We start from the raw sequence: 18,711 nt of genomic DNA on the forward strand, positions 1-18,711 counted from the left end.
GGTATGCGCCGCCTGGCGAGAGGCCGAACCATCGTGGTGGCGACGGTGGTGGCTGCCTTGTGCGTCGCCGCGTCGACCCGAGCCTCGATGGCGCAGGACAATCCGGCCCTCCGCACCGCCGTCCAGCTGGCCGCGGAAGGGCGCGGCGACTCGGCTCGGCGCATCGTCGCCGCGGAGCTGGCGAAGGCCAAGCCCGGTGATGCCGCCTACGTGGAGGCCCTGTACTGGCGCGGGCGCCTCGCAGTGTCCGGCGACAGCGCCGAGCGAGACCTGCGGCGCGTGGCCATCGAGTACTCCACCTCGCCCTGGGCTGATCAAGCCCTGCTCCAGCTCGCGCAGCTGGCGTTGGCGGCCGGCAACAGCCCGGCCGCGCTCCAGCTGGCGGAGCGCCTGCGCAGCGACTATCCGACCAGCGCGCTGCGCGGCCGCGCCGCATTGTGGGCGGGCCGGGCCGCCTTCGAGGTCGGCAATCCGGCGGCCGCCTGCGCGTTGCTCGATTCCGCGCGCACCGAGGAAGCGGCGGACGTGGAATTCCTCAACCAGGTCGCCTTCTACCACGGCCGCTGTGCAGGGGTGGCGGCCGCGCCGCCCGCCGACACGACCGGCGCGGCACCGCCAGCCGCCGCAACAGACACAGCCCGTGGAGCGGTGCGGCCGGAATCCACCTCCGCGGGCCGGCCCGTCCCGCGTTTCGAGGTGCAGGTGACGGCCACCAGGTCGAGTCGCACGGCCCAGGCCCTGCTGAACCGGCTCACCGGAGCCGGCCAGCCCGGCCGCCTCGTGAAGGGCTCGGACGGACTGCTCCGGGTCAGAGTCGGTCCCTTCGCGACCGAGGCCGAGGCCGCTGCAGCCGCCGCCCGGCTCAAGCGCACGGTCGGCGGACACCCCTTCGTCGTGCCGGCCACGTGACGCTGCCCGGCATCGATGTCTCGACGCCGCTCATGCAGCAGTACCGCGAGATCAAGGGGCGGCACCGCGATGCCATTCTCCTGTTCCGGATGGGCGACTTCTACGAGATGTTCGAGGACGACGCGGAGGTGGCCGCGCGCACGCTCGGCCTCACGCTCACGTCGCGCAACAACGGCGGCGCCTCCGAAGTGCCGCTGGCCGGCGTGCCCGTCAAGGCGGCGTCCGTGTACATCAAGCGCCTCGTGGAGCGGGGATTCCGCGTGGCCATCTGCGAGCAGGTCGAGGATCCCAAGCTCGCCAAGGGGATCGTGCGCCGCGAGGTGATCGAGGTCGTGACACCGGGCGCGGTGATGTCGGACGACCTGCTCGAGGAGCGGCGCAACACGTTCCTCGTCGCGCTGGCGAGCGACGGCACCCGGACGGGCCTCGCGGCGGCCGACCTGTCGACCGGCGAGTTCGTCCTGGAGAGCGGCCCGGCCCCGGCGCTCGAGGCGGCGCTGCAGCGCTACAACCCGTCGGAGGTCATCGTCCCCGAGGGCGCCGCGGCGCTCGCCCCGCCCGGCGTGCTCGTCACGCGGCGGGAGCGCTGGGAGTTCGACCCCGCCCTCGCCGGCGAGGATCTCGCCCGCCGCTTCGAGCTCGCGTCGCTGGACGGCCTCGGGCTCGGACCCGAGGACACGCTGGCCGTGGGAGCGGCGGGCGCCCTGCTGCGTTACCTGACCGAGCTCCAGCCGGGCGGTGTGCCGCAGCTGTGCCGACCGGTGGCCCGGCGGACCGAGGGGCAGCTCCACGTCGACGCGATGACGCGCCGCAACCTCGAGCTCGTCGAGCCGCTGCGGCCCGGCGGCGAGGACGCCACCCTCCTCGCCGTGGTGGATCGCACCATGACGCCGATGGGCGCGCGGCTGCTCCGGGCCTGGCTCCTCGCCCCGCTCACCGACCCGGCGGCCATCGCGACGCGCCTCAATGCCGTCGCGGCCCTGGTCGCGGACGAGCCGCGGCGCGCGTCGATCCGCGAGGCGCTGGATGGCGTCCGCGACCTCGAGCGCCTGGGCGCCAGGGCGGCGGCCCGACGCGCTACGCCGCGCGACCTCGGCGCGCTGCGCACGTCGCTCGAGCGCCTGCCCCCCCTCGCCGCCGCAATCGCCGACCTGTACGACCTGGGCGCGGGGTTCGACCTGCTGCCGGACCTGGCCGCCGGACTGGCGGCCGCGCTGGTGGACCGGCCGCCAGCCGCGCTCGGCGACGGCGATGTCATCCGCCCGGGCCACACGCCGGCGCTGGACGAACTCCGCGCGCTGCGGGACGGCGGACGGGCGTACATCGCCGCCCTCCAGGCGCGGGAGCGTTCGCGCACCGGGATCGGCTCGCTCAAGGTCGGCTACAACAAGGTCTTCGGCTACTACATCGAGGTGACCCGCGCGAACCGGGACGCCGTGCCCGCCGACTACGAGCGCCGTCAGACGCTGAGCGGCGCGGAACGCTACGTGACGCCCGAGCTCAAGGCCTACGAGGCGAAGGTCCTTGGCGCCGAGGAGGAGATCGCGGCGCTCGAGGAGCACGTATTCGTCCAACTGCGTGACGTGGCCGGCCGCGCGATCCGGCGGATCCAGGACACGGCGGCGCGGGTGGCGGCCGCGGACGTGCTGGCGTCTCTGGCCGAGGTCGCCGCCCGCAGCGGCTACACGCGGCCCGAGGTCGTCGACGGCTTCGCGCTCGATATCGAGGCGGGCCGGCACCCGGTCGTGGAGCGGGTGATGCCGCGCGAGGCGTTCATTCCCAACGACCTCCACCTCGACGCCGAGCGCCAGATCATGATCGTCACGGGCCCCAACATGGCGGGCAAGAGCACCGTGCTGCGCCAGGCCGCCCTGCTGGTGATCCTGGCGCAGGCCGGCTCGTTCGTGCCCGCGCGCTCGGCGCGCATCGGCGTGGTGGACCGCCTGTTTACGCGGGTGGGGGCGAGCGACGACCTGGCTCGCGGCCAGAGCACGTTCCTCGTGGAGATGAGCGAGACGGCGTCCATCCTCCACAATGCGACCCGCAGGAGCCTCGTCCTGCTCGACGAGATCGGTCGCGGCACCTCCACCTACGACGGGGTGGCGATCGCCTGGGCGGTCGCCGAGCATCTGCACGAGCGGATCGGCTGCAAGGCGGTGTTCGCGACGCACTACCACGAGCTCACCCAGCTCGCGGAGCGATACCCGCGCATCGTCAACTTCAACGTCGCGGTGCACGAGTCCGGCGATGACGTGATCTTCCTCCACCGGCTCCGCCCCGGCGGAGCGGACCGCTCCTATGGAATCCACGTCGGCCGCCTCGCCGGGCTGCCGGCAGAGGTGCTCGACCGCGCCCGCGCGGTTCTCCGCTCGCTCGAAGCGGGACACCGCGTGGCGTCGACGCCGTCGCCCGCCGACCAGCTGGCGCTGTTCGCGCCGGCCGAGAACCCCGTGCTGGCCGAGTTGCGGGCGCTCGACCTCGACGGCCTTACGCCGCGCGAAGCGCTCGCGCGGCTCGCGGACCTGCAGCGCCGGGCGCACGGTGGCACGGCCACCGCGCCGGGCAAGGAGACGTGATGAGCCGGAGCTCGGTGGCGGTGTCGTGGCGCGTCGTGGCCGGCGCGTGGCTGGCAGCCGCGGCGGCCTGTCGCGGTCGCGAGCCGGCGCAGGCCGCCGCCACCGTGGAGAACGACGTGCCGGTCGCCGTCAACAGCGACTCGCCGTTCCAGTATCCGCCGGACCTCTACGACGACGGCGTGGACGGCGACGTCCGGCTCCGCCTCTACGTCGACTCGGCGGGCCGCGTGCGGCCGGAGTCCACGCGCGTCGCCGCATCGTCCGGGACGCCGGGCCTCGACTCCGCGGCGCTGCGCGGCGCCGCCCTGCTCCAATTCGCCCCGGCCCATCGCAACGGCCAGCCGGTGGGTATGGCGTTCTACCAGCCGGTGATCTTCCGTCACGGCACGGAGCCGGCGACGCGGGCGCCACAATGACCGGGGCTCCGGCTCCCTTGGACAGCGTTCTGAACGCGATCGGGCGCACGCCGATGATTCGTCTCGGCCGCGTGGGTCGCGGGCTCCGCACGCCCGTGCTCGCCAAGGCGGAGCAGTTCAACCCCGGCGGCTCCGTCAAGGACCGTATCGGCCTGGCGATCATCGAGGCCGCGGAGCGGAGCGGGGCCCTGAAGCCCGGCGGCGTCATCGTGGAGGGCACCAGCGGCAACACCGGCGTCGGGCTCGCCATCGCCGCGGCCATCAAGGGCTACCGCTGCATCTTCACCATCCCCGACAAGATGTCCACCGAGAAGATCCGGCTGCTGCGGGCGTTCGGAGCGGAGGTGGTGGTGGTGCCGACCGCCGTGCCCCCCGATCACCCGGAGTACTACATCCAGAAGGCCAAGGCGATCGTGGCCGCGACGCCGGGCGCGGTGCTCGCCGACCAGCACTTCAACCCGGTGAACCCCGAGGCGCACTACCGGACCACCGGGCCCGAAATCTGGGAGCAGACCTCCGGCCGCGTCACGCACTTCGTCTGCTCGCCGGGCACCGGAGGCACCGTCTCGGGGGTCGGACGCTACCTCAAGGAGCGCAACCCCGCGGTCCGGGTCGTCGCACCCGATCCGGTGGGGTCGATCTATGCGGAGTACGCCGCGACCCACACGAAGGGCGACGGCTTCCCCTACAAGGTCGAGGGCGTGGGCGGCGACAAGATCCCCACCTCGCTCCACTTCGACGTGGTGGATGAGTTCGTCGCGGTCACCGACCGCGACGCCTTCCGCATGGCGCGGCGTCTCACGCGTGAGGAGGGGCTGTTCGTGGGAGGGTCGAGCGGCCTCAACGTGCACGTGGCCCTCGAGGTGGCCCGCCGCCTCGACGACCCGGCCGCACTGGTCGTCACGATCCTGGCCGACACCGGCGAGCGTTACCTGTCCAAGATCTACGACGACGCGTGGATGCGCGAGAACCAGATGCTCGACACCGAGCCGGTGACGGTGGAGCGGTTGATGCGCGAGCGGCCCGCCCGGATCCCGCCGCTCGTCTCGGTCGGCCCGTCGGCCAGCGTCCGCCAGGCCCTGAACCTGATGAGCACGTACGGCATCTCCCAGGTTCCCGTGATCGCCGGTGACGACTGCGTCGGCTCGGTCACGGAGGGACCCGTCATCGCCCGCGCTCTCGGCGACGCGCAGCTGCTCGAGCGGTCGGTGGGCGACGTGATGCAGCCCCCGTTCCCCGTGGTGGACTCCGGCCTGCCGTTCGAGCGCCTCAACACGCTGCTGTCGCACGAGACGCAGGCCGCGCTGGTCCGCAAGGACGGCAGGCTGGTGGGTCTGGTGACCCGCTACGACGTGCTGCGCCAGGTCGCGGGGATCCAGTGAAGATCGCGGTGCTCACCGGCGGCACGTCCGCCGAGCGGGACGTCGCGCTGGCGTCCGGGCTGCAGATCACGGCGGCCCTGCGCTCGCTCGGCCACACCGTCCACGTGGTCGACCTCGCCACCGGCTACGTCCCCGCCGAGCACGAGGCCACGCTGCTGCCGGCGGGCGTCGGCCGCGAGCCCCCGGCCCTGGAGCGACTCAAGGCGCTGGAGCGAGGGATGCTCTCGGCCGGCCTCGGCGAGTTGCCGGCCGTCCGCGAGGCGGAGGTCGTGTTCATCGCCCTCCACGGTGGGCAGGGCGAGGACGGAACGGTTCAGGCCGTGCTCGACGTCGTCGGCGTGCCCTACACCGGCAGCGGACACCTGGCCTGCGCGCTCGCCATGGACAAGGACCTCGCGAAGCGGGTCGTCCGGGACTGCGGCCTCGCCGTCCCCGCCTGGGTGATGGCCCCCGTGTCCGCGGACGAGGTGCGGCGGGCCGTGGGATTTCCCTGTGTGGTCAAGCCGTCCAAGCAGGGCTCGTCGGTCGGCCTCTCGCTGGTCAAGCGCGAGGAGGAGCTGCCGGCGGCCGTCGACGTGGCCGGGCGCTTCGACGACGAGGTGATGGTCGAGCGCTTCGTCGGGGGTACGGAGCTGACGGTCGGCATCCTGGGCGAGGAAGCCCTGCCGGTCATCGAGATCCGCTCCGAGCACGAGATGTTCGACTACGAGTGCAAGTACCAGCCCGGCATGGCCCAGGAGATCTGCCCGGCGCCCATCGATCCGGCCCTGGCGGCGAGGACGCAGGACCTGGCGCGCCGGGCCCACCGGGCGCTGAAGCTGGCCGGCTACAGCCGGATCGACTTCCGCGTCGCCGACGGCGGCGAGCCGCTCTTCCTCGAGGCCAACACGGCACCCGGGATGACGGGGAACAGTCTGATCCCCAAGGCGGCCAGGGCCGCCGGGATGGGGTTCCCGGCCTTCGCCGAAGCGGTCTGCCGGCTGGCCCTCGCACGCCGCGGAACAAAGCGCTGACGCCCGGGATACCTGTCCGGTGAAGCGTATGCGCTACGACGCCACGCCGTTTCTCGTGACCCGCTGGGTACGACGACTCCTCGTCGCCAACGGCATCGTGTACCTGCTTCAGGTCACGGTGTTCACGAGTTCGTGGCTCGTCGCCGTCTTCGGCCTCACGCCCTCGCTGGTGCTGCGGCGGCCGTGGACGGTCGTGACGTACGCGTTCCTCCACGGCGGGTTCCTCCACATCTTCTTCAACATGCTGGCGCTGTTCATGTTCGGACCGATGGTGGAGGATCGGCTCGGCGGCGCCCGCTTCCTGCGGCTCTACCTGGTATCGGCCCTCGGCGGCGCGCTCCTCAGCGTGGCGCTGCTGCCGCTGGCGGGCGACAGCGTGATCATCGGCGCCTCGGGTGCCGTGTTCGGGGTCATGCTCGCGTTCGTGCTCGAGTGGCCCGACGCCCCGATCTTTGTCTTCCCCCTCCCGGTTCCGGTCAAGGCGAAGTGGCTGGTCGCCTTCTTCGCGCTGGCCAATCTCGTCCCGGTGCTGTCGCGTTCCCACGATGGCATCGCGCACCTGGCGCATCTCGGTGGCTTCGCCGCCGCATTTCTCTACCTGCGTGGCGGCACGCTCCTCGGCGGCGTGCGCCACCGGAACCCCGTCGCGGCGGGCTCCGCGGTGCTGGTGCATCCTTCCGCCTTCCAGAACGGCCGCCGGTCCGCGCCGTTCGGCCTGCGCCGTCGCGGCGCCGACCCGAAGGCGCTCAAGGAAGTCGACCGGGTGCTCGACAAGATCTCCGCTGGTGGCCTCTCCAGCCTGACGCCCGAGGAACGCCGGTTCCTCGACGAGATGAGCAAGCGCTTCAAGCAAGAGCCCTGAGTGATTCGCGCGGCGCGGGGTGACATCACGACGTACGCCGGCGGCGCCATCGTCAACGCGGCGAACAACCATCTCCGACTCGGGGCGGGCGTCGCGGGCGCCATCGCACGGCGCGGGGGGCCGGCCATTCAGGCCGAGTGCGACCGCCATGGCGCGATCCGGGTCGGCGAAGCTGCGCTGACGGGCGCAGGCGACCTCGCGTGCCGCTTCGTCATCCACGCGGCGACGATGGGTGACGAGCCGGTGAGCGAGCGCAGCATCGGTGCGGCGACGCTCGCCAGTCTGCGGCTCGCGGCGAGCCGTGGCATCGCCGACCTGGCGTTCCCGATCCTCGGCACCGGCATCGGCGGCTTCCCGTTCCGGCGCGCGGTCGAGATCATGGTGGCGGCGGCGCGCGACGCCGAGGATCGCGGCCTGCGCGTGGACACGGTGCTGTACGGCTACACGGCCGCCGACGCCGCGGTCATCGAGGAGGTGCTGGCACGCTCGCCCTAGCGGCGGTGCTGCTGGCGCTCCAGCAAGCGCCGGACGCGCCGTCCCTGATCCGAGCCGAATCGCTGCTCACGGCGGGACGTCTGGAGGAGGCGCGCGACCTCGCCGAGGGCGCCGCGCGGGCCCAGCCGGACGATCCTGCCGCCCTGACGGTGCTCGGCCGGATTTGGCTCGCGTGGCCCACCTTCGGCCGTTACCGCGCCGAGTCGCTCCTGGCCCGCGCAGGGACGCTCGCCCCGCAGGATCCCGCGCCGTTCTACTACCTGGCCCTGGTGGGCGTGCGACTGGCCGGCGACGACGGCGAGGCGATCGCCCGCGACGCGCTGCTGCGCGTCGTGGCGCTCGCTCCCGACTATCGGGACGCATGGCCGCTGTGGAGCACGCTCTACCGTGCCGACGGCGAGCGTACGGCGATGGTGGAAGCACTGGCCGGCCATGGCGGCACGTTGCCGGCCGACCTGTGGCGCGCTCAGCTCCTGGTGGAGCTGCGACGCTACGCCGAGGCCGAGCCGCTCCTGGACTCCCTGTGCACGTCGCAGGCCGACGATCCGATGCCGTGGGCGCTGCTCGCCCGGGCCCGGTTCGAGCAGGGGCGGGACGCCGAGGGTGCGCTCGCCTACGACGCCGCCCTGGCGCGCGCAGCGGACGACACGGGAAACGTGCTGTGGCATCAGGTCCGCAGCATCGCGTCGCCGCTGGAGCGGACCTCGTACGGGACGGTCCGCCCGGCCGCCCGGGCCGCGTTCCTTCGCGTATTCTGGGCGCTGCGCAACCCCGACGTCCGCGACTCGGTGAACCGGCGCATCGGCGAGCACTTCCGGCGCCTCGCGGAGGCCCGGCGCATGTTCGCGCTGTTGCACCCGATGTCCCGATGGCACCACTCGCGCCTGTGGCGCACGCTGCAGGGTGGCGTGGGCCTTTCGGACTCCGTGCAGTTGGCCGACGTGCGCGCCGCGATCGGCACCACGCGGCTGCCGCGGGTGGACGACGCCCCGGTCGCCGCCGGCGTCGTCCCGCGCCTCGACGACAGCGCCCAGGAGACGGTCAACCTGGAGGACGGCCTCGACGATCGGGGCCGGATCCTCGTGCGCTACGGGGAACCGGACCGGCGCGACGTCTGGAGTACCGACGCGGAGACCTGGCGCTACGAGATGCCGCAGGGCGAGCTGCAGGTGACGTTCCTGCGCCGCACGTCCGACGGCGGCGGCGACCAGGTGGTGACGCCGGTCGTCGCCGGCGAGGCCGAGGCGGCCGACTACCTCCTGCGCACCGACCGTCCCGGCCTCCCGTCCTCCCTGAGCTTCGTCTTCTGGCCCGCGGAGTTCCGGCGCGGCACCGGGCAGACCACCGACATCGTCCTGTTCGCGGACCGCGTCGCGGCCACCGCCGTGCTCTATGACGCGGACGGGCGGGAGGCCGCGCGTGACTCCGCCACCGGCCGGGCGCTGCACCTCGCGGCGCCGCCCGGCTCCTACGTGCTCGCGATCGACGCCGCGCGCGGCGGCCAGGTCGGCCGGTTCCGCGGCAGCATCCCGGTGACGCGATTCGCGGCCGACTCCCTCGCGGTCTCCAGCCTGCTGGTCGCGCCGGGCGACACTCCGGCGTCCCGGCCGCAGCTCGAGGCCGCCGCGCCGGCCGCGCTGCAGCTCCAGGGCGGGCAGGCGGTCAGAGTCTACGCGGAGGTCTACGGCCTCGCCGACGACGCCGGGGTGATGCGCTACGACGCCGAGTACCGGTTCGAACGCGCCCGCCGCGGCTGGCTGCGGTTCCTGTCGCGGGACCACGTGACCAGCGTCGCCTTTCGCCGGGTCGTGTCCTCCGGCGACCCCGAGATCGAGACGCTGGTGGTCGACCCCGGGCGGCTGCCACCCGGCCACTACGTGCTCAGGCTGCGGGTGAGGGACGTGGTGCGCGGCACGCAAGCCGCGAGCGCGATGCTGGAGTTCGATCTCCGCTGAGGCGCTCTTGTCCGCCGCGCCCGCACGCTTCAAATTGGGGCGGCCGCGATGATCATCAACCTCGTTCCCGAGTTCCTCGCCGTCCACGCATCGTCCGGGCGTGAGTCCGCCTACCGGGCGTACCTCGAGCGGCACCGGTCCGTCCTCGAGGCGTACTGGCACAACTACGTCCTCGACCTCGACTCGCCGCACACCGCGGAGGTCGTGGCGCGCGCCCTCGCCGCCGACCGCGACGACCTGCGCCGGCTGATCGCGACGGTGGACCTCGAGCGAATGGCCGCGGACGTCCTCGATCGCGCCGCGGCGGCGCTCGAGCTCGAGGACGAGGTGGACGTCTACCTGACGGTCGGCGTGGGCGCCGCCAACGCCGCGGAGCTGGTCGTCGGGGGCCGCGGGGCGGTCATCGTGTGCGTGGAGCACTTCACGGGCCAGCCCAACCCGGACACCTACGGCCTCGGCCTCTCCCCGCAGCTGATCCCGCTGTGGATCGCGCACGAGGTGGCCCACACCGTGCGCTACACCTCACCCGCCAGCGCCTCGGAGCTGAAACGCCTCGTCGCGGAAGCGGGCGGCACCTACGACTACTGGGACACCGGTAGCCGCGCCGCCCTGCGCGAGCTGCTGCTCAACGAGGGCGTCGCCGTGCACGCGGCGCGCGCCGCGGCGCCGGGCTTCGCCGACGAGGAGTACTTCGGCTTCACGCGGCGTCAATACCGCCGGATGCGCGAGCTGGAGTCGTTCCTGTTCCGGGCGGTCGAGCCCGACCTCGATCGCTCCGGCCTCGGCCTGCGGCTGCGGTACCTGAGCGGCGGCATGAGCCCCGCCGCACGCCTGGTGCAGGGCCGCGTACTCCCCGAGCGTTGTGGATACTACATCGGCGCCCGGATGGCCGAGCCGCTGGTCACCGAGCGCGGCCTCGCGGCGGCCGTGCGTGCCCCGGCCGCGGAGTTCGAGTCCGCGAGCGCCCGCGTGTCGGCGGGCCGGGCGATGGGCGCGTGAGCTTTCCCGGCGCCGAGCGGCGCGTCAACCGTGAGCTGCGCGAGGTGCTGGACGAGCTCGTCGAGCATGTGCGCTACGTCGCGCGCAACGTGAAGACGATGAGCCAGCAGGACCTCGAGTACGCCGAGGAGCGGCTGGAGTGGCTGGCGGACGAGGTGTGGCGCGCGGCGACCGAGGCGCTGGAGCCGCGAGGCTAGGCCGATCCCTTCCGGCGCGCCATCTCCCGGACGCGCGCCTTGTTGATCAGGTACTGCTGCGGCAGGCTCACCAGGTTCGACACGGCGTAGTAGAGATTCAGCCCCGACGCGAAGTTCAGGAACAGCACCGTCATCATGATCGGCATGATGGTCGTCATCATCTTCGCCTGGGGGTTCGGCGGCATCCCCATCTGCCCGAGCTTCGAGAGCGCCCACATCGACGCGCCCATGACGACCGGAATCACGTAGGTCGGATCGCGCAGCGACAGGTCGGGGAGCCACAGGAACGACGCGCCCCGGAACGCGATGGTGTTCGCGAACACGAAGAACAGCGCCAGCAGGATCGGGAACGGGATCAGCATCGGCAGGCAGCTGCCGAACGGGTTCACCTTGTGTTCCCGGTACAGCTTCATCATCTCCTGCTGCAGGCGCTGCGGGTCGTCCTTGTAGCGCGTCTGGATGTCCTTGAGCAGCGGCTGCACCGCCTGCATCGCGACCGAGCTCATCATCGCCTTCTGGTTCAGCGGCCACAGCACCAGCCGGATGGCGATGCCGAACAGGATCAGCACCCATCCGTAGGCGAGCGACAGCCGCTGGTGCAGCCACAGCAGCACCTCCGTGATCCACACCGAGACCGGCATCACGATAGGCTTGAAGATCCAGCCGTACGGTGAGGCCTTGTCGAGCCCCCGGCCCAGCCGCCGGAGCTGCCGGTACTCCTGCGGGCCGAGATACAGGCTGTAGCGGAATCGCCCGTCCGGGCCGACGGGGAGGGTCGCCCACCCCTCGGCGGAGACGGCGTAGCGGCTGGTGCGCGGCTCGCCCGTGGCGATCGCTCCGCCGAACGACGGATGGGTGCTGTCGGGCGAGAGGAGCGCGCCGATGAAGTACTTGGACTTGACCGCCACCCAGTCGAAGGGTCCGTCGAGCGTCGTCGTCTCCCCCGGCTTGAGCTTCCCGAAGGCCACGCTCACCGGCGCCGCTTGCCGACCGACGATGCCGTAGCTGCGGTAGTTGCTGACGCTATCGGCTTCGACGTTGGCGAACCCCGAGCCGAGGCTGATCAACAGCAAGGCCCCCTGGCCGCCCAGGCCGTCCACCTGGCCGCTGACGTCGAGCAGGTACTCCTGGCCCGGGCGCGGCGCGACCGCCACGAGCAGGTCGAGCTGGTCCGTCCGGCCGCGGAAGGCCGCGCCCTCGGCCGTCCGTTCCGCCGCATACGACACGCCGTCCAGGGCGATCGTGTCCCGCCCGACGACCAGGCGCTGGCCCAGCATCGGGGGCGCCGCGCGCAGCAGGTCGGCCGGCTCGCCGCGGGACGCGCCGGCATAGGAGCGGTAGGCCGACATCTCGGCGCCCACGAGCGCGGCGCCGACGCTGCTCAGTCGATACTGGGCGGCCGGCGTGGCCACCACGACCGTCTCCGCCTTGGCCGCCGTCGCGACGGGAGGCCGCTGCCGCACCGGAGCCTCTTGCGGGGCTGCGCCGGTGCGCGCGGTCTCCGGCGCCGCGGCGGGCGCCTGTGCCGTGTCCGCCCGCACCGGCCGCGGCCGCGGGGCCGGCTTGAGGAACAGCGACGGGACCACCGCGACGGCGATCATCAGGAGGATGGCGACGACGAGACGGCGTTCCATCGGTCAGGGCACCGGGTCGTAGCCGCCACGAGCGAAGGGGTGGCAGCGCAGGATGCGCCGGACACCCATCCACCCGCCACGGAATACGCCGTGGCGCTCGACGGCCTCGATGGTGTAGGCCGAGCAGCTCGGCTGGTAGCGACACGCCGCGGGCAGGAGCGGCGAGAGCGTCACCTGATAGCCGCGGATCATCAGAACGGCTGCGCGGGCGAGGATGGACATAGGGTCCCTACGAGCTCGGCGTGCAGTCGGTCGAACGTGGCGGCGTACGCCGCGGCCCGGGCGCGCACGGCCAAGTCTGCCGGCGCCATCACCGGCAGGATCGCTCGGCGACAGATTTCCCGCAGGCGCCGGCGGAGCCGGTTGCGCTGAGGTGCGGTGTGCCCGAATCGCGCCACGATGACCGCCAGGCGTGAATGCGCACGAGGGGAAGGCCGAATGAACAGATCGAGATGATCCGTTCGGTGGCGCTTCCCCTCGCTCATCAAGGCGCGCAACTCCGCGGCGCGCCCAAGCCGGTACGACCTCGGCAACCGCTGGGCCGTCAACCGCCCCGATGCTTGGACGGAATCCGGACCGTGAGACGCTTGCGCCCCTTCTTGCGACGGCGCGACAGGACGGCGCGTCCCCACCGGGTCTTCATGCGGGTCCGGAAGCCGTGCTTGTTCAGGCGTTTGCGGTTGTGCGGACGATACGTCGGTCCCACGGATCAAGCCTCCAGAAAGCCGCGAAACGTACACGGCCGCGGCAGCGCGGGTCAAGGTTGACTTTTCCACATCGCGGTCGTAGGTTCGCTCGCCCTTTGAGACCGTCCGCTTAACTCCGACCTGCGTTGATGGAGCTTTCAGTAAAGGAAACCTGGAGCCGCCTCCTCGACCAGGCTCGTGGTCGCCTGCCAGAGCCCACGATCCGATCCTGGCTGGAGCCGGTGGAGGCCATCGGCCTCGAGAACGCCACCTTGGTTCTCGCGGCTCCCGACGAATTCGCCGCGGATTGGAACAAGTCCAACTACGCCGCGCTGCTGTCCGACCTGTCCACTCAGGTCGTCGGCCGGCGTCTGGAGATGTCGTTCCGCGTCATGGAGGAGCGGACGCGGCGCCCCCAGATGGACTTCTTCGTCGCGACCCCGGGCTCCGGGCCCGGCGCGGCCACCAAGGCGCCCGTGTGGTCGATGCCGCTCAACGAGCGGTACACCTTCGGCACCTTCGTGATCGGCAAGTCCAACGAGCTGGCCGCCGCGGCGGCCCATGCCGTCGCGGAAGCGCCCGGCAAGGCGTACAACCCCCTGTTCATCTACGGCGCGACGGGGCTCGGGAAGACGCACCTCATGCAGGCCATCGCCCACGCGGTGCTGGAGCGCTCGCCGCAGACGCGCGCCGTGTACATGAGCGGCGAGCAGTTCACCAACGAGGTGATCGAGCACATCCACGGCCAGAAGATGCCGGAGTTCCGGCGCCGCTATCGCAACGACCTCGATCTCCTCCTCCTGGACGACGTGCACTTCCTCGAGCGTAAGGAGTCGACTCAGGAGGAGTTCTTCCACACCTTCAACGCCCTGTACGAGGCCGGCAAGCAGATCGTCCTCACCAGCGACCGCTCCCCGAAGGAGCTGCCGGGCCTCGAGGTGCGGCTGGTGTCCCGCTTCGACTGGGGCATGGTCGCCGACATCGGCCAGCCCGATCTCGAGCATCGCACCGCGATCCTCCGCAAGAAGGCCGAGCAGGACCATCTCGAGCTGACGATCCCGGACGACGTGCTCCAGTTCATCGCCGAGCACGTCCGGAGCTCGGTGCGGGAGCTCGAAGGCTGCATCATCAAGCTCCTGTTGTTCGCCTCGCTCAAGCACCGGGAGATCACGATCGATCTGGCCCGCGAGGCCCTCTCGGACAAGATCAAGCCCGCCGAGGAGACGGGCTCCGATCTGGTGGGCCGCCGCGGTGGGCCGACCATCGACCGCGTGCAGGAGGTCGTCGCCAGGCGATGGGGGGTCACCCCGGAGGGCCTGCGCTCCAAGGCGCGTACCAAGCGCCTGACCGTGCCGCGCCAGGTCGCGATGTACCTGGCCCGGGACCTTCTCGGCATGCAGCTGGTGGAGATCGGCCAGGCCTTCGGCGGTCGCGACCACTCCACCGTGATTCACAGTCTTGACAAGGTGTCCCGACAGCTCGCGCGCGATCACAACTTCCGGGATCGCGTCACCCAGGCGCGCACCGAGTTGTCCGCAGTCTAGGTGTGGGTAAGTGAGTGCACCGTGTGTGTGGTATGTCGGAAGCTGTGGACCGCGCCGGATCTCTTGTGCTCTACCGTGGACCTTCCCACACGGCGCGCGCGACCGCTCGGGGCCAACTCGTTGATGCGACGCACGCTGGCGCCGAAGCGAACAGTTCCACATGCTCTACGGTTACTACTGTCTTTATATGATAGGGTGGTTAGTAGGCTTCCCGACCCACCTGCAATGAGGATTGGATGAAGTTCACGATCACGCGGGAGAAGCTCCAGGAAGGATTGCTCGCGGTCGTCTCGAGCATCCCGGCGAAGACGACGCTGCCGGTCCTGTCGAACATCCTGATCGAGGCCACCAAGGACGGCATCCGTCTCTCGGGCACGGATCTCGACATTGCGGTGTCGACGACCGTGCCGGCTGACGTGGACGAGGAAGGTGCCCTGACACTGCCGGCGAAGAAGCTCTCGGAGATCGCGCGCGAGCTGCCGGGATCGCCAGTGCGCGTGACGTCCGCCGGCGAGCAGCGCGCCCAGCTGGAGTGCGGCAAGAGCAAGTTCCGGCTGCTCGGCCTGCCGCGCGACGAGTTCCCGTCCTTCCCGGCCGTGCGCTTCGACGGCGCCTGGAAAGCTCCCGCCAAGGAGCTGCACAAGCTGATCGGGCACGTCGCGTTCGCAGCCTCGACCGAGGAGAGTCGGCCGATCCTGAACGGTGTGCTGTGGGAGTTGCGAAAGGACCGGATGCGGATGGTGGCGACGAACGGCCACCGGCTCGCCCGCATGGAGGTGCCGCTGTCGGGTGCCGCGGCGTCTCAGGCGGATCTCATCGTTCCCCCCAAGGCCTTGGAGCAGATTCGGCGGCTGTTTGCGGAGGATGTCGAGGTCGAGATCGGCAAGAGTGAGAATCACCTCGGCTTCCGCAGCGCCGGCACCCAGGTGTTCACCCGGCTGATCGAGGGCCCGTATCCCAACTACGAGCAGGTGATCCCCCGGGAGAACGACAAGTTCGCGACGGTGGACAAGGTCGCGATGGCGGCCGCGCTGCGCCGCATGAGCATCGTGGCGAGCGACCAGACGCACCGCATCCGGCTGTCCTTCGGCAGTGGAACGCTGAAGTTCAGCGTGCAGACCCCGGATCTCGGCGAAGCGCAGGACGAGATGGCCGTCACCTACGAGGGGGACGCTCTGGAGATCGGCTTCAACGCCGCGTACCTGCTGGAGCTGCTCAAGTACATGCCGACCGACGAGGTGCGCTTCACGCTCAAGGCGCCGGAGCGCGCCGCCACGGCCGAGCCGGTGGGTTGGGACGATCCCGCCTCGTACGTCTGCCTGGTGATGCCGCTGAGACTGATCGACTAGCGGGGTGGCCCCGGAAGCACGGGGATCTTGGATGAATCGGCCGTCGTGTCCGGTGTCTTGGGGGGCACGGCGGCCGAGTCCGTCCTGCTCCGCAGCGTATCCCCGGCGGCGTCTGCCCGTGACGTGGTGTCACCGGCGAGCGGCGCGAGTTGCGCGGGCACCGTGTCCTCCTGCTCCTCCGGCGGGACCGTGACCGGGGCGCCGCCGAGCTTGAGCAGGATGAGCTCCTGTCGCCAGCGGGTGCGGCCGGGCCGATAGGCCGGGTTCGACGTGAGCGGGTGCGGCAGGGTGGCGATCAGCATCGCGGCCTGCTCGGCCGAGAGGTGGCGCGCTCCCCGGCCGAAATAGCGCTCGCTCGCCGCCTCGACGCCCCAGACGTTCGGACCGAACTCGGCGACGTTCAGGTACAGCGCCAGGATCCTGTCCTTGTCGAGCGCCCACTCGAGTCGGTAGGCGATCACCGCTTCCTTCAGCTTGCGCAGCGGGTTGCGGGAAGGTGACAGGTAGAGGTTCTTGGCCAGCTGCTGAGTGATCGTGCTCGCGCCGCGCAGCCGGGCGCGGCGGCTCCAGGATTGCTCGAGCGCCCGCCACAGCTCCGCACGATCCGCCGCACTGCGCCACGAGAACGAGGCGCGGCGATAGCCCATCGCCTCGCGGAGCGCGCGGTAGTCGATGCCGTGGTGCAGGTAGAACGCCTCGTCCTCGCCCGCCATCGCGGCCCGCGGTAGCCAGACGCTCATCGTCGCGGCAGCAATGGGGAGGTACCGGCGCGGTGGTGCGCGGTCGTCACCCCGCAGTTGCCGCGCGCGCATCGTCATGAACGCGGTCTGAGCCGGCCAGTGGGTGCGCCACCACGAGGGCGGTGGCCAGACGAAGCCGAGCCAGGCCACGACGGCGCCCGCCACCAGGGCCGCTCCGGCGGCGAGGCGGCCGAGCGTCGGAGACATCAAGTCAGCGGTGGGGAGTCGGGGCGCGGGTCACGAGGGCCCCGGAGAGACCGACGGCGTCGATCTCGTTCGCTCCGCCCGAGGCCAGGCCGACGGCGCCGAGCCGGCTGCGAGAGGCGTCGAGGCTCAGGGCCAACACCAGCGCGCGCCGCTTGAGGCTGGGGCTGAGGTCGGCGAGAACAAGGACGGCGACTCCCCGGCCGAGCGCGACCGCGCCGCCGGCGCGATAGCCGACCGACCGCCACGCGTGCGGCGCAACTTCCCACTCGCCGCCCAACTGCACGACGCCGCGCAGCAGGTAGACGAGCGCTCCCGGCACCAGCGTGGCCCAGTAGGTGGAGTCCCCCAGACGCGGCGATCCGATGTTCCTCGTCACCAGCGACAGCTGGGTGCCGTCCAGGGTGCTCACCCGGGCGGCGACATCCCACGAGCCGGCGTCGGCCAGGCCGCGGTACCAGCGCCGCGTCATTCCCGCCGAGAATTGCTCGTCACCGAGGCCGATGCCGACGGCGTAGACGTTCAGGGACTGGCTCGAAGGAAGCCGCTCGTGGATCCAGCTCGCCGCCACGCCGCGGCCTGCCAGCGAGAGGCTGTACTGGCTGAGCTGTGCGCCGCCCGGAAAGAATCGGTCGGCAGTCACGTCGGCGCCGATGCTGGCTTCCGGAAGACGGGCGAGCCCCGCGGGATTCACCCACAGGGCTCGAGCGTCCGATGCTTCCGTGGTCAGCTCGTAGCGGGCCGGCTGCGCCGGCAGTATCTGCGCGGCCGCCCAGGCCGGGGCGAGCGTCGCCCAACCGGCCAGAACGCCGGCGACGGCCAGCGCCCGCCGCGTGCTCACGGGAGCCGCGTGAACGTGCTGTGCGACCTGCTGCGGATCGGCAGCACCATGCCGGCACTGACCAGGCTCGCGTTCATGAGGGAGCTGTCGCTCACGGTCCTGCCCAGGTAGACCCCCTGCGGCGAGACGAAGGCGTCTTCGGTCCGCTGGCCTCCCCCAGCCAGCTCGATGGTCTGACCCTGGGTCTCGCCGGAACCCGAGACGGTGTAGGTCGACGTGGTCGCGATGTGTAGGGCGCGGGTGCCCGAGTGGTCTTCCCAACCGGCCACGCGGTGCTGCCGCACGGCGTGCACGTTCACCGACATCCCGCCGCTCGGCTGAGTCGTCGTCACCGTGTCCGACCAGGTCAGGCCGTCGGTCGGGGCGGTGGGGGGCAGTGCGGGAAGGAAATCGCGCAGGACCTGCGCGACCGCCACGAGCGCGTCGCCGGCGGTGTCCGGCTTCGGTGCCGAGATCGACTGGCCGGCCGGCGAGGAGACGAGCCGAACGACCTTCCCCCGCGCCGCCGCCACCGACGCGGCGTCCACGCCGGGTCCCGCCGAGGCTGTGATGGCCAGTGAGTCCACGGTGACCGCGATGCCGAGGTTCCCCGCGGTGTCGGCGAGTGCGGCCGAGAAGCGCGCGGCGATCGCGACGTCGGCCGAGTTGACCTGGCCCATCATCTCCTGCTCGACGTGGGTCCGGGATTCGTATCGGTACTGCCCCGCTCCGGCGGCATAGCGCAGCGGCGCCGGGGCGCGCACGGCCACCGGCGATGGCGCAGGCGTCGGCGCCGCTGGCGCGGCGCCCCGCGCGCAGCCGGCCGCCGCGAGCGCAAGGGTCAGGAGCAGACACTGGAGGCGGTTCATGCACTTCTCCTTGGGGGTTCGGCGTCGTGGTGTCCCGGCGCGCCGGTCGGCGGCTAGGGAG

General features: G+C 71.6%; 18 protein-coding genes. 12 read left to right on the top strand and 6 right to left on the bottom strand.

The genetic code is table 11. The features are described 5' to 3' along the window. Positions 1-3 precede the first annotated feature (3 nt). The 10 genes from VMF70_04170 to VMF70_04215 are packed head-to-tail and all read left to right on the top strand — an operon-like array spanning position 4 to position 10,804. Complete coding sequence (locus VMF70_04170; GenBank protein ID HTT67201.1) at positions 4-909, top strand: SPOR domain-containing protein; 906 nt, start codon at positions 4-6, stop codon at positions 907-909. Beyond that, positions 906-3,485, top strand: coding sequence for a DNA mismatch repair protein MutS (gene mutS, locus VMF70_04175; GenBank protein ID HTT67202.1), 2,580 nt, complete (start codon positions 906-908; stop codon positions 3,483-3,485). The genes VMF70_04170 and mutS overlap by 4 nt, the downstream gene beginning before the upstream one ends. Then, entirely contained in the window at positions 3,485-3,901 is a 417-nt protein-coding gene (locus VMF70_04180; GenBank protein ID HTT67203.1) for an energy transducer TonB, read from the top strand. Before mutS ends, VMF70_04180 begins: the two co-directional genes overlap by 1 nt. After that, positions 3,898-5,283 (top strand): pyridoxal-phosphate dependent enzyme, encoded by a 1,386-nt coding sequence (locus VMF70_04185; GenBank protein HTT67204.1) that lies wholly within the window; start codon positions 3,898-3,900, stop codon positions 5,281-5,283. Before VMF70_04180 ends, VMF70_04185 begins: the two co-directional genes overlap by 4 nt. Further along, positions 5,280-6,296 (top strand): D-alanine--D-alanine ligase, encoded by a 1,017-nt coding sequence (locus tag VMF70_04190; protein HTT67205.1) that lies wholly within the window; start codon positions 5,280-5,282, stop codon positions 6,294-6,296. The genes VMF70_04185 and VMF70_04190 overlap by 4 nt, the downstream gene beginning before the upstream one ends. 28 nt (positions 6,297-6,324) lie before the next feature. After that, on the top strand, positions 6,325-7,158 hold the full coding sequence (locus VMF70_04195; GenBank protein HTT67206.1) for a rhomboid family intramembrane serine protease: 834 nt from the start codon (positions 6,325-6,327) through the stop codon (positions 7,156-7,158). Next, positions 7,159-7,653, top strand: coding sequence for a macro domain-containing protein (locus tag VMF70_04200; GenBank protein ID HTT67207.1), 495 nt, complete (start codon positions 7,159-7,161; stop codon positions 7,651-7,653). Between the two features lie 5 nt (positions 7,654-7,658). Beyond that, positions 7,659-9,608, top strand: a complete 1,950-nt coding sequence (locus VMF70_04205; GenBank protein HTT67208.1) for a tetratricopeptide repeat protein — start codon at positions 7,659-7,661, stop codon at positions 9,606-9,608. A 48-nt stretch (positions 9,609-9,656) separates the two neighbouring features. Further along, positions 9,657-10,607, top strand: coding sequence for a hypothetical protein (locus VMF70_04210; protein ID HTT67209.1), 951 nt, complete (start codon positions 9,657-9,659; stop codon positions 10,605-10,607). Next, the gene (locus tag VMF70_04215) at positions 10,604-10,804 is read left to right on the top strand and encodes a hypothetical protein (GenBank protein HTT67210.1); all 201 of its coding nucleotides are present in this window, start codon (positions 10,604-10,606) and stop codon (positions 10,802-10,804) included. The genes VMF70_04210 and VMF70_04215 overlap by 4 nt, the downstream gene beginning before the upstream one ends. Here the strand turns inward: VMF70_04215 and VMF70_04220 are convergent. From VMF70_04220 to rpmH, 3 genes are all read right to left on the bottom strand, one after another. Next, entirely contained in the window at positions 10,801-12,438 is a 1,638-nt protein-coding gene (locus VMF70_04220) for a YidC/Oxa1 family insertase periplasmic-domain containing protein (protein HTT67211.1), read from the bottom strand. The two genes, VMF70_04215 and VMF70_04220, sit on opposite strands and share 4 nt — an antisense overlap. Before the next feature lie 3 nt (positions 12,439-12,441). After that, a complete protein-coding gene (gene yidD / locus VMF70_04225; GenBank protein HTT67212.1) occupies positions 12,442-12,654 on the bottom strand; it encodes a membrane protein insertion efficiency factor YidD in 213 nt (70 codons plus the stop codon). A gap of 328 nt (positions 12,655-12,982) precedes the next feature. Beyond that, positions 12,983-13,144: a 50S ribosomal protein L34 gene (gene rpmH, locus VMF70_04230; GenBank protein ID HTT67213.1), complete on the bottom strand. Its 162-nt coding sequence runs from the start codon at positions 13,142-13,144 to the stop codon at positions 12,983-12,985. Positions 13,145-13,273: 129 nt separating this feature from the next. On the opposite strand from rpmH, the gene dnaA reads away from it, so the two are divergent. Then, positions 13,274-14,668 (top strand): chromosomal replication initiator protein DnaA, encoded by a 1,395-nt coding sequence (gene dnaA, locus VMF70_04235; protein ID HTT67214.1) that lies wholly within the window; start codon positions 13,274-13,276, stop codon positions 14,666-14,668. Positions 14,669-14,904: 236 nt separating this feature from the next. After that, positions 14,905-16,017, top strand: coding sequence for a DNA polymerase III subunit beta (dnaN, locus tag VMF70_04240; GenBank protein ID HTT67215.1), 1,113 nt, complete (start codon positions 14,905-14,907; stop codon positions 16,015-16,017). On the opposite strand, the gene VMF70_04245 is transcribed toward dnaN, so the two are convergent. From VMF70_04245 to VMF70_04255, 3 genes are read right to left on the bottom strand one after another with little or no spacing between them, the layout of a single operon-like run. Next, on the bottom strand, positions 16,014-16,964 hold the full coding sequence (locus VMF70_04245) for a biosynthetic peptidoglycan transglycosylase (GenBank protein ID HTT67216.1): 951 nt from the start codon (positions 16,962-16,964) through the stop codon (positions 16,014-16,016). The two genes, dnaN and VMF70_04245, sit on opposite strands and share 4 nt — an antisense overlap. Before the next feature lie 4 nt (positions 16,965-16,968). Beyond that, positions 16,969-17,802, bottom strand: a complete 834-nt coding sequence (locus VMF70_04250) for a hypothetical protein (GenBank protein ID HTT67217.1) — start codon at positions 17,800-17,802, stop codon at positions 16,969-16,971. Next, positions 17,799-18,650: a hypothetical protein gene (locus VMF70_04255; protein HTT67218.1), complete on the bottom strand. Its 852-nt coding sequence runs from the start codon at positions 18,648-18,650 to the stop codon at positions 17,799-17,801. The genes VMF70_04250 and VMF70_04255 overlap by 4 nt, the downstream gene beginning before the upstream one ends. Positions 18,651-18,711: the final 61 nt, after the last annotated feature.

This window comes from Gemmatimonadales bacterium (genome assembly GCA_035502185.1).
Taxonomy (GTDB): domain Bacteria; phylum Gemmatimonadota; class Gemmatimonadetes; order Gemmatimonadales; family JACORV01; genus Fen-1245.

Excerpts from the sequence above, each read along its gene's own strand:
- VMF70_04170 (HTT67201.1), top strand. The coding sequence starts at position 4 with ATGCGCCGCCTGGCGAGAGGCCGAACCATCGTGGTGGCGACGGTGGTG.
- VMF70_04180 (HTT67203.1), top strand. The coding sequence starts at position 3,485 with ATGAGCCGGAGCTCGGTGGCGGTGTCGTGGCGCGTCGTGGCCGGCGCG.
- VMF70_04185 (HTT67204.1), top strand. The coding sequence starts at position 3,898 with ATGACCGGGGCTCCGGCTCCCTTGGACAGCGTTCTGAACGCGATCGGG.
- VMF70_04195 (HTT67206.1), top strand. The coding sequence starts at position 6,325 with ATGCGCTACGACGCCACGCCGTTTCTCGTGACCCGCTGGGTACGACGA.
- VMF70_04210 (HTT67209.1), top strand. The coding sequence starts at position 9,657 with ATGATCATCAACCTCGTTCCCGAGTTCCTCGCCGTCCACGCATCGTCC.
- VMF70_04220 (HTT67211.1), bottom strand. The coding sequence starts at position 12,438 with ATGGAACGCCGTCTCGTCGTCGCCATCCTCCTGATGATCGCCGTCGCG.
- dnaA (HTT67214.1), top strand. The coding sequence starts at position 13,274 with ATGGAGCTTTCAGTAAAGGAAACCTGGAGCCGCCTCCTCGACCAGGCT.
- dnaN (HTT67215.1), top strand. The coding sequence starts at position 14,905 with ATGAAGTTCACGATCACGCGGGAGAAGCTCCAGGAAGGATTGCTCGCG.
- VMF70_04245 (HTT67216.1), bottom strand. The coding sequence starts at position 16,964 with ATGTCTCCGACGCTCGGCCGCCTCGCCGCCGGAGCGGCCCTGGTGGCG.
- VMF70_04255 (HTT67218.1), bottom strand. The coding sequence starts at position 18,650 with ATGAACCGCCTCCAGTGTCTGCTCCTGACCCTTGCGCTCGCGGCGGCC.